Below are 13,310 nucleotides of genomic sequence, written 5' to 3'. Positions count from 1 at the left end.
CTATGCCCGGAATATGGAGATATCTACCTATGGAAAATCCCAAGATCCAGGCGTACGGCCGACCAGCCGGGCCGGGCACGCTGGCGCCGCCTCCTCAACGGCCGCCCGGCCAGCCGTTGAATGTGCACGGGCCGTGGCCGTCCCTCGCGCCCTGGGGACGCTACTGGTCGGGGGCCAGCCGCCCGGCCGGCGCGGTCACCGCCGTCGCCATCGCGGCCGCCGGCGTGGTCGCCGCGGTCAGCCTGCCGCTCGACCGGGCCGGTGTCGGCTGGCTCGTCACCGCGCTGGCCGGCACGGTCGCGCTGATCGTGGCCGGCGCCGTGCCGGTCCGGCCGCTCCCGGGCGCGCCGGCCCCGCTGGTCGTCCGCCCGCCGATGCGCCTCGGCGCCGACGCGTACGCGTGGGGCGCCGCCACCGTGGCCCTGCTCGGGGTCGGCACCGTCCGCGCGGCCGGATGGCTGTTCCTGCTCTGCCTCGCGACCGCGACGCTGACCGGCGCGCTCGCCCTCACCGGCGGGCGCTCGATGCGCAGCATCGCGGTCGGCTACACGATGCCGGTCTTCGCCGCGTTCCGCTCGCTGTCCTGGCTGGCTCGCGGCACCGCCCGTCTGCGCAAGCCGGCCGAGTCCGCCGCGAACGTGCGGGTGGCGGCCACCGTCGCGGTCTCGATCGCGCTGCTCGTTGTCTTCGGCGCGCTGTTCGCCTCGGCCGACGCCGCCTTCGCCCAGGCGATCGGCAGCCTCGCGCCGCGGATCAGCGCTCCCACCGTGTCCCGCTGGATCCTCGTCTTCGCCGTGGCGGTGTTCGCGCTCGGCGGCGCGGCGTTCCTGCACGCCGGGCCGCCCAACTTGTCCGATCTGGACGCTGCCGAGGCCCGCAAGGTCCGGCGCTTCGAATGGGCGTTCCCGCTCGGCCTGCTCGTAATGCTCTTCGCCGGCTTCGTCGCGGTGCAGCTCGCCGTGCTGTTCGGCGGCAACCGGCACGTCCTGGAGACCGACGGGCTCACGTACGCGGAATATGCCCGCAGCGGCTTCTGGCAGCTCTCCGTCGTCACCGCGCTCACCCTCGCCGTGCTGGCCGGCGCGGCCCGCTGGGCGCCGCGCACCGCACCCGCCGACCGCACGCTGATCCGGGTGGTCCTCGGGGCGCTCGCGGTCCTCACCCTGATCATCGTGGGCTCGGCGCTGCACCGGATGTACCTGTACGCCGACACGTACGGCCTCACCCGGCTGCGGTTGCTGGTGGCCTGCTGCGAAGCCTGGTTCGGGCTGGTCCTGCTGCTGGTGCTGGCCGCCGGCGTACGGATGAAAGGTCTTTGGTTGCCGAGGGTCGCCATCGCCGCGGGGGTGCTGGCGCTGCTCGGTCTGGCCGCCGCGAACCCGGACCGGGTGATCGCCGAGCACAACATCAAGCAGAGCCGGACGGTCGACCTCCTCTACCTGGGCAACCTCTCGCCGGACGCGGCGCCGGGGCTGGACGGCCTCGACCCGCAACGACGGGCCTGCGTGCTCGGCCGGATGAGCTTCGCGCTCCGCACGCACCCGGACGACTGGCGCGACTGGAACCTGGGACGCGAGCGAGCGCGCGAGATCATCGCGGCGGATCCGCAAGCCAATAAAGCGGGTGCCTCGACCAACTGCCGGCCCTAGATTGCGTCGGGTGGACCTTGCGCATCTCGGCACCCCGATCGGTCCGATGGTCCGTGTCCACGGCGGGTTCGCCAACCGGATGTATCGGCTCGACACCGACCAGGGGTCGTTCGCGGTGAAGGAGTTGAACCTGCTCGATCGCCGCTCGGCCTACCGCGCTTCGGACGTGTTCAGGTTCGAGCGGGCGGCCTTCGCCGCCGGCATCCCGATGCCGGAGCCGATCTCGGCCGACCGGGACACGCTCGTTCACCGGTGGGTCGAGGGCGAGAAGGTGCCCGAAGCACCCGTGTCGCCGGCGTACGCGTTCGAGATCGGTGAGATTCTTGCCCGCATCCATGCGCTCGACGTCACGGGGACTGACGTCTCGGCCGACGAACCGGCGTCGCGGGACTGGGCCGAGCTCGCCGAACGTTCACGCGCGACCGGACAGCCGTGGGCCGGCGAGCTCACCGCCCAGGTCGAGACTTTGCTCGCGATCGCCGAGTTCGTCGACACCTGCGAGCGGCCGGGGCCGGTCGTGCTGACCCACCGGGACATCCAGCCGTGGAACCTGCTCGCGCGGTCGGGTCGGCCGGTCGTGCTCGACTGGGAGCTCTCGGGGATGCTCGATTTGTCCGGTGAGCTCGGCTCGACCGCGTTGAGCCTGGCCAAGGGGCCCGGTTTCGACGACATCCGGCCTGCCATCTTCCGGTCGGTGCTCGACGGCTATGTCGCAGCGGGAGGGGCGCTGCCGGCGTGGGGGCCGAGCTGGTTCGTGTTTTTGATCGGGGGCTGGCTGGGGCACGTGAGGTGGAACATCCTGCGCTGCCTGGCCGGTGTCGAGGCCGGTGCTGGGCCTGAGCTCGCGTTGTCGCAGGAGTCCGCGCGCAACGGGGTGCGCGGGCTGCCCGAGCTGTTTCGTCGGCTTCCCGAGCTCGAGGGGCTGCTCGGATAACAGCGACCGGCTCCTGCGCCGGGGCGCGGCGCGAACGCGCGTTCCGATCTCGCCCACCAGCTTCGAACCGTCCTCTAAGTGGTTGGCTCGATGCGGTCCGACGGATGAGTTGAAGACGCGCTCTGCGCGGCCGAGTTGCGCGCCGTCGAGAGTGCGGCACCCACCCGATACGGCCGAGAGGTCATCGTCGCCGCACGCCAGGCCGGCCTACCCGTGGCAGAAGTCAGGAACGACTCGGCCGGCGCGGTGACTGCTTGTGTCACCACCCACCGACTCGCCCCCTACATCTCGTCAATCGTCGGCCGCGCACACGCCAACCCAAGCCGGATGAGACCCAACCCCGAGCCGATCTTGCGAACCGTACAAGCTCGTGAAATCGCGCCGGCCCGCGGTGCTCGTCGGCGACTCTCAGTCAGACATCTAGGGCGGTGCCGCCGCCGGCATCCGAGCGATCGGGTACGCCAACCGGCCGGCCAAGGTCGGAGCACTACGGCAAGAGGGAGCCGACGTGGTGATCGGCGGCACGGCCCTACTCGCCGACGCATTGATCGAGAGGACAAGCGACTGAGCCGGCCACCCGCCTCTACGATTTGCCAGGTGAGTCCCGGACGAGCACACCGACACCCGCCAGCGTCTCGGTAATCCCCTTGATCCTCAGCACCTGGGATCGCACGGCGCGACAACGCAGGCCCGATCCCAACGTTCGTGCAGGTCAGTGTCTTGTAGCGGCCGGTATTGAAAACCGGTACGGGAAACTCATCGTGGGTTCGAATCCCACGCCCTCCGCTCGATTACGAGCAGTGAAGACTCCCGCTGACTGCGCGAACGCAGGCCTGCGGGGTCACCGGTCATTCAACTCGATCTCGCGCGCGAGTGGGCCTTCTCCGGCGGTGGACGTCTTGTCGCAGGTCTAGCGCCGCGGCTTCCGTAGCTTGGCCAACTCCTTGACGGTGTGGGAGTGGTGATTCTGGCCGTCAATGAGCTCGACAGGCGGTGAAACCTCGACGTGCGACGGCAGCGCGAACAGCACGCCGAGATCGCCGTCATCGATCGCCACATTGTTGAGGCTGAGGTCTCGCAGGCTTGGCAACCGACGCAGTGGGTGCAGCGACCGTATGGTCCCCGCGTTGATCAGCCGAAGGCTTCGCAGGTGCCGCATGGCCGTCAGGTCGTCGAGGTTCAGGTCGTTGTCCGGCGGGAGGCGTCGGGGGCCGCTCAGCAGGATCCGTTCCAGAGCGGTCAGCGTCCGGAGCGGTGTCAGCGTCGGCAGCCGGTAATCGAGCACCTCAAGCTCTCGTAACGTCGGGCATTGTTCGATTCCGTCCAACGCGAGCCGGCCGGGCCGGCCATCGAGCCGTAACGACTCCAGCGCCGGCTTGGTGCCTAGGAAGGTCAGGTCGGCGCCTTGCCAGCCGGCTATGACCAGCCGCTGCAGGCCGATCAAATCCTGCATGCTCCCCAGGTCTTTGCGGGCGGTCACGCCGAGGAACTCGAGGTGGTGCAGCTGGTCGACCGCCAGCGGCACCTTCGACCGGGTCAACAGCGTGAGGCTTTCCAGCGATCCGATCTGGTTCACCGCGGAATCGTCGGCCACTTTCCCGTGGACGCTGAGATATCGCAAGCCCGGTAGGGAAAGGGCGAAATCCAGGGAGGCGTGCGTTGTCCCGCGCGGGATGCGGTAGTTGACGCCCTCATATCCACCGGCGATGTATCGCCGCGCGGCATCATCGGACCACGCGCCGTCCATGTCCGGTGTCCAGTGCAGCGTTCGATAGTGCCGGTGATCTTTCCCGCCCACAAGGTGACGGTAGCGACTTGACATCCCGGCCAGGGTCGGAAGACTCCGGACATGGGTGGGGACGGGTCGCCGGAGCGTACGCGGGTGGTGCTGGGGGAGATCGCCGCCCGGCGCCGGCCCACCGACCGCACGCGGGCCGACCTCGCGGAGCAGACGCCCGTCGGTGAGGCGCTGGTCAAAGGGCTGGTCCGTGCTCAGCTCGCGCTCGCCCTGCGCCTCGCGCTGGTGGTGGTCACGGGGCTGGGTGCGCTGCCGCTGCTGTTCGTGGCCGCGCCGGGGGTCGCGTCGGTGAAGGTTCTCGGGGTCAACCTTCCGTGGGTGCTGCTCGGGGTGCTGTCGTTTCCGTTCCTGGTCGGGGTGGGCTGGGCCTACGTGCGCTGGGCGGAACGTAACGAGCAGGACTTCATCGCGCTGATCCGGAAACCCGAGCAGTGAACCCGTACGTCGTCCCGGGCCTCGTTCTCGTGGTGTTGGTGACCGTCGGCATCGGTGCCTACGGACTGCGGTTCGCCCGCACCACCTCGGACTTCCTGGTCGCCTCGCGCTCGGTGAGCCCGTCCTGGAACGCGGCCGCGATCAGCGGCGAGTATCTGTCGGCGGCGTCGTTCCTGGGTGTGGCCGGTCTGATCCTGCGCTACGGCGTCGACGTGCTCTGGTACCCGGTGGGGTTCGCGGCCGGATATCTGGCGTTGCTGCTGTTCGTGGCCGCGCCGCTGCGCCGGTCGGGCGCGTTCACTTTGCCCGACTTCTGCCAGGTGCGGCTGCGCTCCACCCTCCTGCGGCGGCTGGCCAGCATCTTCGTCGTCTTCATCGGCTGCCTCTACCTGGTGCCGCAGCTGCAGGGAGCGGGGCTCACCTTCACGACGGTCACCGGCGGCTCGTACGTGTGGGGTGCGCTGCTGGTCGGCGCGGTCGTCACCGCGAACGTGGCGCTGGGCGGGATGCGGGCGATCACGTTCGTGCAGGCGTTCCAGTACTGGCTCAAGTTGACCGCCCTGGCCGTACCCGTCATCTTTTTGGCCCTGCAGTGGCAGTCGGACGGACGCCCGGCTGTCAACCCACCTGCCGGCGCCGTTTTTCCGGCCGCGACCGCGGTCGTCGTGGAGCAGGACGCGGTGATCGACGGCGTCGAGGTGCACAAGGGCGAGGAGCTGCACTTCGACCAGGGCGATCCGGTGCCGCGGGTCAGCACCGTCGACGCGCATTTCGGGCCGGAGTGGCTGCTGCCGGGCGGCGACCGGAGCCTGTTCGCCACCTATTCGCTGATCCTCGCGACGTTCCTCGGCACGATGGGGTTGCCGCACGTGCTGGTGCGTTTCTATACCAACCCCGACGGCGCCTCGGCGCGAAGAACCACGCTCGTCGTGCTCGCGCTGGTGGGCCTCTTTTATTTACTTCCGACGCTGTACGGGGTGCTCGGCCGGGTCTACACACCGCAGTTGCTGATGACCGGGCACACCGACGCGGTCGTGCTCACGTTGCCCGAGGCGGCGCTGGGCGGCGGGCATCTCGGACGGCTGCTGGGCGCGCTGGTCACCGCGGGCGCGCTCGCCGCCTTCCTCTCCACCTCGTCGGGGCTGCTCACCAGCGTGGCCGGGGTGGTCTTCACCGACGTGCTGCGGGCCGGGCGCGGCGGTTCGGTGCGCGACTTCCGGCTGGCGACGCTGCTGGCCGCGATCGTGCCGGTCACGCTGTCGCTGTATGTCTCCAACATGGACGTTTCCCGGGTGGTAGGGCTGGCGTTCGCGGTGGCGGCGTCGAGCTTCTGCCCGCTGCTGGTGCTGGGGATCTGGTGGCGCGGGCTGACCGACCTGGGTGCGGCCGCTGGCATCCTGATCGGCGGCGGCGCGTCGATGGCGGCCGTGCTGATCACCGTGCTCGGGCCGCCGCTGAGCGGATGGCCGGCCCAGTTGATCGGGCAGCCGGCGGCCTGGACGGTGCCGCTGGCCTTCTTCGTGATGGTTATCGGGTCGCTCCTGACCAGCCGCCGCGTGCCCCACGACGTGGGCGCGACCATGCTGCGGCTGCACGCTCCGGAGTCGTTGCGCATTTAAGGATGTTTAAGGTCAACCCCCGATCCTTCGCGTACGGGTACCGCGTACTTCTCGGCAGCCACCGAGCAAAGGAGCGGGTTGATGAAGCGGTACCGGCGGAACAACATGTCCGGGCGTACGCGGAAGCTGCTGATCGGCGGGGTCGCGCTGGCGATCGCCGGTGGGGGCATCGCGATCGGCACCGGCGTGAGCAGCGCCGGCGAGAACTGTGTCGGCCTCGACCAGGCCCTGCGGCAGAACCTGCAGTTCATCGCGGGGCAGCGGGCGAACCCGGACGCGCTCTCGGACGCGCGCATCGCGAACCGCCAGGCCGTGGTCGACCTGATCAACCAGCGCCGGGTCGTGGCGGGTTGCAACGCGAACGTGGCCGCCGAGGTGCCGGGCGCCGCAGCTCCGGCCGCGCCCGCCAAGCCGCCCGCCAAGCCGCCGGCGAACACTGCGCCCGCCAACAACGGCGGAAATGCTGGCGCGGGCGAGGTCGTCTGCAAAGGCTCGACCGTCACGCTCTCCGGTGAGGCCGGCGCGCCCTTCGCGTCCAGCGGCACGTTCCCGATCGGCACCGTTCTGAAGGTGACGAACCTGGACAACAACAAGAGCATCACGGTGAAGGTGGCCACGCCGTCGGGCAGCTGCGTGCTGCTCAACAACGCGGCGTTCGAGCAGGTCCGCGAGCCGGGCAAGTTCCTGATCCGGCGCGCGGTCATCGAGCGGGTGGGCTGAGGGGGTTACCCGATCGGAGCCCGCCGGCTCCTCCCTGGCTGGCGGGTTTCCGTTACCTTCGGGACATGACGGTGCCGGGGCAACGCCAAGAAGAGCAGGTCGCGGCCATGTCGCTGCGGGGCCTGGTCAAGCGGTTCGACACCAAGCTCGCGGTCTCCGGCGTCAGCCTCGACGTGCCGGCCGGCTCCTTCTATGGGCTCCTCGGCCCTAATGGGGCCGGCAAGACCACGACGTTGTCCATGGCCGTCGGCCTCTTGCGGCCCGATGAGGGTCGCGCTTTCCTGCTCGGGTACGACGTTTGGGCCGATCCCGCGGCGGCGAAGGCTCGCCTCGGCGTTCTTCCCGATGGCGTACGCCTTTTCGACCGGCTCACCGGGCCCGAGCTGCTGGCCTATCACGGGCTGCTCCGCGGCATGGACGCGGCGACCGTCGACCAGCGCGCCCGCGAGCTGCTCGACGTGCTGGAGCTCGGCGTCGGCAACCGCACGCTGGTCGTCGACTATTCGGCCGGCATGAAGAAGAAGGTCGGCCTGGCCTGCGCGCTGCTGCACGGCCCGCGCCTGCTCGTGCTGGACGAACCGTTCGAGGCCGTCGACCCGGTCTCGGCCGCGCTGATCCGCGACATCCTGCAGCGTTTCGTCGCCGGCGGCGGCACGGTCGTCTTCTCCAGCCATGTGATGGAGGTGGTCGAGCGCCTCTGCGACCACGTGGCGATCCTCTCCGACGGCGTGCTCCGGCTGAACGGCACGCTCGCCGAGGTGCGCGGCGACCGCTCGCTCGAAGAGGTGTTCGTGCAAGTCGTCGGCGGCCGGGTCGCCACCGGCTCCGAGCTGGCGTGGCTGTGACCAGCCCTCCCGGCATCTCGGCCTTCGTCCGACTGAAGTTGCGGCTGATCGCGAACGGGCTGCGCGGCCGCCCGGCGCGTGTCGCGATGTTCGTGGTCGGCGTCTTGTTCTCCGGCTTCTTCGCGATCACCGGGTACGCGATCTTCGCCATTCCCGGTGTAGCCGACGACGCGCACGCGGCCGGCATCCTGCTGCCCCTCGGCGGCGCGGCCATCGTGCTGGGCTGGCTGTTCCTGCCGCTGGTCTTCTTCGGCGTCGACGAGTCGCTCGACCCGGCCCGCTTCGCGCTGCTCCCGCTGCGCCGCCGCACGCTGATCAAAGGTTTGTTCGCGGCCGCGCTCACCGGCCTGCCCGCGGTGGCCACGCTCGTCGCCACCGCCGGCATGGTGCAGACCGCGGCCCGGCTGGGCGGCCCGTTCGCGGCTCTGGGCCAGCTCGCCGGCATCGTCTGCGGACTGCTGCTGTGCGTCGCCGTGAGCCGGTCGGTCACCAGCGCGTTCGCCACGGCGCTGCGCTCGCGCCGGTCACGTGACCTGGCCGCGATCGCGCTCGCCCTGCTCGCGGCCGCGATCGGTCCGCTGCAGTTGGTGGTGCTCGCCGGCGCCCAACGCGCGGACTGGGACACCGTGGCGACAGTCGCGGATGTGATCGGTTGGACACCGCTCGGTTCCCCGTACACGATCGGTTTGGAAATCGCCGCGGGGCGTGCGTGGATCGCCCCGCTGAAGTTGCTGATAGCCCTCGCCGCCGTCTGCGGCCTGCTCTGGTGGTGGAGCAGGACCCTCGAGAACGCCATGCTCGGCACGGCGGCCGAGGGCGGACGGCGAGCCACCGGCGCCGACCGCGCGCCCGTCGATCTGCTGCTGTTCCGGCGGCTGCCGCGCTCCCGGTTCGGTGCGCTGGTGTCCCGCGAGGTGCGGTACTGGTGGCGCGAGACACGGCGGCGCGCCAGCCTGATCACCTTCTCGATGGCGGCGCTGTTCCTGCCGGTGAGCCTCACGATCAGCTCGGGCTCGCCGAGCAGCATGGTCATTTTCGTCGGCGGGCTGGCCGCCCTGGCTCTGGCCAACCAGTTCGGCTTCGACGGCAGCGCCTACGCCGCGAACATCACCGCCGGCGTCCCCGGCCGCGTCGAGATCAACTCACGCGCCACGGCCCACGCGATCTACACGGTCCCGCTGCTCGTGCTGGTAGCAGTGCTGGTGGGCCTGCTGTCCGCTTCGCCTTTTAACATTCCTGCGACCTTCGGACTGCTGATCGCCGCCTATGGAGTCGGACTTGGCCTGGTGCTACCGGTTTCGGTGCGGGCCGCGTACGACTTCCCGCAGTCGACAAATCCGTTCGCCATGTCGTCGGGCGGCGGGCCGGCGAAGGGGCTGCTCGCCTTCGGCGTGCTGATCGGCTCGGTGGTGGTCAGCCTGCCGCTGCAGATCGTGGCGCTGGTGCTCGGGCCGGTGTGGCTGTGGATCGGGCTGCCGGTGGGGATCGCGTACGGCTTCGCGGCCTATCTGATCGGGTCGGGGGTCGCGGCGGACCTGCTGGACAGGCGGGGGCCGGAGTTGCTCGCCGCGGTGACGCCTCAGCGCTGACCCTTGGTCATGTCGAGGATGCAGATCGGGTTGCCGAAGGGATCCTCGAGAACCGCGCACCAGCCGATGGCAATCTCGAACGGCGCCTTCCTTACCGTGTGCCGCCAGGTTTTCAGCGCGGCGCGGACGTCGTCGACGAGGTAGTGGACTTCGTACTCGAGGTCGGTGGTGTGCAGGACGATCTCGGCGTCGGTCTCCGGCATCGCCAGACCCGCCGACGTCTCGTCCCGCCAGATCTCCGAGAGGCCGAGCGTTCCGGTGTAGAACGCGACCCCCGCCTCCAGGTCGTCGACCCGGACCATGACGCAGTCAACCTTCCGCAACATGATCCGGTATTCTCCACCGTCGATCACAGACAACGGGGAGATTCGATGGTATTTCGCTTGATCGGCGCGACCCTGCTCGCGGCCAGTGCCTTGACGATTCCGACCGCCGCCCACGCCGCCGAGGCTGGTTCGGGCCTGGTGCCGCTGGTCGAGCGCGAAGCCGACGGCAAGACCGTCGTCTACCCCGCCCGCCAGGGCGAGACGGTCCCGATCGTGCTCGGCGTCAAGAACACCGGCGCGGAGGCGCTCAAGGGCATCGTGGTGAACGTCCGCGTCCTCAACGAGGTGGACCTGCCCAAGGAGTTCACCAACTGCGTGTACTACGTGGACTCCAACCTGCGGGGCGCGTGGTGCTCGATCGACGCCGAGGTCGCGGCGGGCGGGACGTACAAGCTTTCGCCGTTCCGCGTCACGGTGTCCACCAAGGCCGAGAAGATCTCGGCGGCGGTCATCTTCCAGTGGGCCACCCTCGAGTACGCCGAGTCGAAGGGCGGGATCGAGGCCCTGGCCAAGGCGGACAGCGGCAAGGGGACCACGCCGGCGGCCGGGGCCGGGGAGAAGCTCGGCCTCGCGACGGCGGAGCTGCCGGTGCCGGCCGAGCCGGCGGGCGTCGGGTTCGCGTACCTGAAGCTGGTGACCCCGCCGACGACCCCACCGACCGCTGTTCCCACTACCTCGCCGGCTGCCACTGCGTCTTCTTCTGCAACGGCGGCGCCGACGGTCACAGCGACCGAGGCCGGTGGCGGCGGCGGTGGGCTGCCCGTGACCGGCAGTAAGACCGCTGCGGTGGCCGGGATCGGCGCGCTGTTGCTGGTCGCGGGCGCCGTGGGTGTGCTTCTCGTGCGGCGCCGTCGCACGCGTTTCGTCGCCTGACCCTTCTTTCCTGTTGCGGGCCGCTTCCTTGCTTCGTGCGGAGGCGGCCCTTACAGGTCTTTGGCCATGTTGCGGCCCGTCTCGGTGAATCCCAGCTGCTCGTAGAGGGCTCGCGCCCCGGCGTTGTGAGCGAAGACGTGCAGACCGATTCTGGTCAGCGCGTTGTCGTGGCACCAGCGCTCGGCGGCCAGCATGATCGCGCGGCCGTAGCCCTGGCGGCGCAGGTCGGCTTCGACAGCCACGTTGTAGACGAACGCGGTGCCCTGGGTGACCTTGACCCAGAGGAATCCGACCCGGCGATCGCCGTCGTAGGCGTACCAGAAATGGTGGTCAGGGGTGGCAAATTCGTCGGGAAGCAGCTGCGCATAGGTGTCGGCGGCGGTGCGAGCAGCCTCCTCGGCCGACCGCCCTGACTTGGTGAGGCTCTGCGCGTAATGCGCTTCGGCTGCGACCCGCCACGGCTAGTACTCGTCCTGGGTCATCGGTTCCAGCCGCACGTCGGTCATGACCACCAACCTATCGAGCAGCGGCGGCTCGGTAGCGCGCCCACTTCGTACGTGCTGCACGCCGAAGACAACCCGATCAGCCAGGCGGTCTCGGCATGGTCGCCCGTGGACATCCGCTTACATGGCGATCGGCCCAGTCAATGCGGTCGCCACTTCAACCGGTTGTGGACTTACGATCATGACTTTTCTGTGGGCAGGATGACCCCTGCGCCGAAAGCATTGACGCTCGGCGACATGAAGGGCGGCCGAGGCATGTTGGTCTGGTATGTAGCGCTAGGAATCATAATGGCGCTGACCGCCTGGCTTGTTAACCGGCTCACGCACCATTCCTGGTTCACGACTCCAAGAACGATAGCGCTCATCCTGGTCACGATCATAGCTGCGGCGTTCATGCAGAATCGGATCTCTACAGGAACTTCGGCGAAGGGCAGTGAGGTCTCTCCACGGCCTGAAAGCTCGGAAGGCTCCTCAGCCGTCCATGCGCCGGGCTCTCCGAAGACAACATCGCCGGCGAAGCCGGCCATGGTCACGCGAACGCTCGCGAGCTCGGACTCCAGCGGTTCGCTGGACGACGCCAACAGCATTCCGTACTTCGCCGGCTACGTCGAGTCCAACAGCCCTCAGGACGTCAACGGGGACAGCTTCGCCCAGAACTTGAATTTCCCACTTGTATGCTCGGACACCTCAGATAAATTCGTCGATTACAATCTGGGGCGCGACTACGAGACATTTACTGCCACCATCGGGCCGAGCGACATTTCTAAAAGCAAACGGTATAGTTTCGAAGTTTGGGTCGACAGCGAGCGTGTGTTCTCGAAGTCTCTTTCACACGGACAGTCGAAGAAGCTGAATCTCTCGGTCCACAATGGCTTGAAGTTGCGACTCGCCGCTTGCTCTCTCGATGAAACTGTCATCATGGAGAGGGAGGGGGGCGGAATCTTTGGTGATCCACAAGTGCATGGATACGCCGACAAGGTTCCCGGAGGGCGGTAGTGAACCGCTGCCGCGGCAGCACCTGCATCGCCGGGCCCGCAAGCCCGATAGCCTAACGTCGACTCGTTGCCCCGCACCCTGTGCGACCGGCTACGGCACGAGCATCCCGGAGCCATCCACGAACCTGACCCTCAACACGTACAGGTCACCTGGATACATCATCTCCGCCACCGCGTATGACACCCGGCGCCTGCGTGTGCTCGCCGGCCATTCTCCGACCACATGACGCGCGACAACCGTCGACCGACTGCCCACTAGAACCTCGCCGAGTTGCGACGCCCCCTTCGGCTGCTCTTCAGGGTGGACCAGATGACAGGAGGCAGCGGCTACAACGCGGGATGAGGCCGCCGTCACCCAAGCACTTGCGACAGCCCGACGGTCTCCTCTGCAACAACGCGAGAGGCTCCTCTCGCGTGGCCTGCCCGCACCGGGGTAGGTCGCCCTCGACCGCCGGAGGGTTGGACCGGCAGCTCGACGAGACGGCCTGCCTCCGGCCAACGCAGATCGCCGCTGGCGAAAAACCGTACGACCTGCGGCACGCTGCAGTCTCGCTCTGGCTCAACGAGTGTGTACCGGCAACCCAGATCGCCGAGCGGGCGGGACACAGCGTTCACGTCGTGCTCAAGGTCTACGCGCGAAGTGCATCGAGGGGCAGGACGAGGCAGCGTGCCGTCGCATCGCCAGCGCTCTCGGCGGAATCGACGACCAGGGCTAACGTCGGGGCCTCGTGGTCGCATTATGGTCGCGTCGAGTGAGATCGAGCGGTCCACGACGAGATCGAGTGAGACTCGCGGCTGAGTGTTGATGACCCCCGCTGGCCTGCGTCCGCGCAGGTCGGCGGGGTTTTTGCTGCTTGTGATCGAGCGGAGGGCGTGGGATTCGAACCCACGATGAGTTTCCCCATACCGGTTTTCAAGACCGGCGCCATCGGCCACTAGGCGAGCCCTCCCGGTGGTGCGCTTCCAGTCTGCCAGACCGGATCACGGGGTTTGGCATCACCTCTTGACCGAAACTTGTATTAAG

At 68.6% G+C, this 13,310-nt stretch carries 12 protein-coding genes and 1 tRNA gene; 9 read left to right on the top strand and 4 right to left on the bottom strand.

The annotated features are described in order from the left end of the window. Positions 1-29: 29 nt before the first annotated feature. Both ACQPZX_RS49090 and ACQPZX_RS49085 read left to right on the top strand, forming a co-directional pair. Positions 30-1,649: a DUF4153 domain-containing protein gene (locus ACQPZX_RS49090; protein WP_433372254.1), complete on the top strand. Its 1,620-nt coding sequence runs from the start codon at positions 30-32 to the stop codon at positions 1,647-1,649. Between the two features lie 10 nt (positions 1,650-1,659). Next, entirely contained in the window at positions 1,660-2,583 is a 924-nt protein-coding gene (locus ACQPZX_RS49085) for a phosphotransferase family protein (protein WP_433372251.1), read from the top strand. Between the two features lie 910 nt (positions 2,584-3,493). On the opposite strand, the gene ACQPZX_RS49080 is transcribed toward ACQPZX_RS49085, so the two are convergent. Next, positions 3,494-4,381 carry a hypothetical protein gene (locus ACQPZX_RS49080; RefSeq protein WP_433372248.1) on the bottom strand — a complete coding sequence of 296 codons (888 nt, stop codon included), beginning with the start codon at positions 4,379-4,381 and terminating at the stop codon, positions 3,494-3,496. A 51-nt stretch (positions 4,382-4,432) separates the two neighbouring features. On the opposite strand from ACQPZX_RS49080, the gene ACQPZX_RS49075 reads away from it, so the two are divergent. The 5 genes from ACQPZX_RS49075 to ACQPZX_RS49055 all read left to right on the top strand — a co-directional run bounded on the left by ACQPZX_RS49075 (position 4,433) and on the right by ACQPZX_RS49055 (position 9,589). Then, entirely contained in the window at positions 4,433-4,816 is a 384-nt protein-coding gene (locus ACQPZX_RS49075; RefSeq protein ID WP_378971249.1) for a hypothetical protein, read from the top strand. After that, on the top strand, positions 4,813-6,435 hold the full coding sequence (locus ACQPZX_RS49070) for a cation acetate symporter (RefSeq protein ID WP_433372245.1): 1,623 nt from the start codon (positions 4,813-4,815) through the stop codon (positions 6,433-6,435). The genes ACQPZX_RS49075 and ACQPZX_RS49070 overlap by 4 nt, the downstream gene beginning before the upstream one ends. 81 nt (positions 6,436-6,516) lie before the next feature. Beyond that, the gene (locus ACQPZX_RS49065; RefSeq protein WP_433372242.1) at positions 6,517-7,155 is read left to right on the top strand and encodes a hypothetical protein; all 639 of its coding nucleotides are present in this window, start codon (positions 6,517-6,519) and stop codon (positions 7,153-7,155) included. A gap of 65 nt (positions 7,156-7,220) precedes the next feature. Then, the gene (locus ACQPZX_RS49060) at positions 7,221-8,000 is read left to right on the top strand and encodes an ABC transporter ATP-binding protein (RefSeq protein WP_433372240.1); all 780 of its coding nucleotides are present in this window, start codon (positions 7,221-7,223) and stop codon (positions 7,998-8,000) included. Next, positions 7,997-9,589 carry an ABC transporter permease gene (locus tag ACQPZX_RS49055; RefSeq protein ID WP_433372237.1) on the top strand — a complete coding sequence of 531 codons (1,593 nt, stop codon included), beginning with the start codon at positions 7,997-7,999 and terminating at the stop codon, positions 9,587-9,589. Before ACQPZX_RS49060 ends, ACQPZX_RS49055 begins: the two co-directional genes overlap by 4 nt. Here ACQPZX_RS49055 and ACQPZX_RS49050 read toward each other — a convergent pair. Beyond that, positions 9,580-9,915 (bottom strand): VOC family protein, encoded by a 336-nt coding sequence (locus tag ACQPZX_RS49050; protein WP_433372235.1) that lies wholly within the window; start codon positions 9,913-9,915, stop codon positions 9,580-9,582. The two genes, ACQPZX_RS49055 and ACQPZX_RS49050, sit on opposite strands and share 10 nt — an antisense overlap. Positions 9,916-9,960: 45 nt before the next feature. Here ACQPZX_RS49050 and ACQPZX_RS49045 point away from each other — a divergent pair, with 45 nt between their 5' ends. Continuing rightward, a complete protein-coding gene (locus tag ACQPZX_RS49045; RefSeq protein WP_433372232.1) occupies positions 9,961-10,788 on the top strand; it encodes an LPXTG cell wall anchor domain-containing protein in 828 nt (275 codons plus the stop codon). Between the two features lie 50 nt (positions 10,789-10,838). On the opposite strand, the gene ACQPZX_RS49040 is transcribed toward ACQPZX_RS49045, so the two are convergent. Beyond that, positions 10,839-11,147 (bottom strand): GNAT family N-acetyltransferase, encoded by a 309-nt coding sequence (locus tag ACQPZX_RS49040; protein ID WP_433385994.1) that lies wholly within the window; start codon positions 11,145-11,147, stop codon positions 10,839-10,841. Between the two features lie 198 nt (positions 11,148-11,345). On the opposite strand from ACQPZX_RS49040, the gene ACQPZX_RS49035 reads away from it, so the two are divergent. Further along, positions 11,346-12,287: an NPCBM/NEW2 domain-containing protein gene (locus ACQPZX_RS49035; protein ID WP_433372229.1), complete on the top strand. Its 942-nt coding sequence runs from the start codon at positions 11,346-11,348 to the stop codon at positions 12,285-12,287. 864 nt (positions 12,288-13,151) lie between these two features. Here the strand turns inward: ACQPZX_RS49035 and ACQPZX_RS49030 are convergent. After that, positions 13,152-13,236 (bottom strand) — tRNA-Ser (locus ACQPZX_RS49030). Positions 13,237-13,310: the final 74 nt, after the last annotated feature.

The organism is Actinoplanes sp. CA-142083 (assembly GCF_050942195.1).
GTDB lineage: Bacteria > Actinomycetota > Actinomycetes > Mycobacteriales > Micromonosporaceae > Actinoplanes.
The sequence above is the reverse complement of the archived record's forward strand: the minus strand, read 5'-3'. Positions and strand labels throughout refer to the sequence as shown.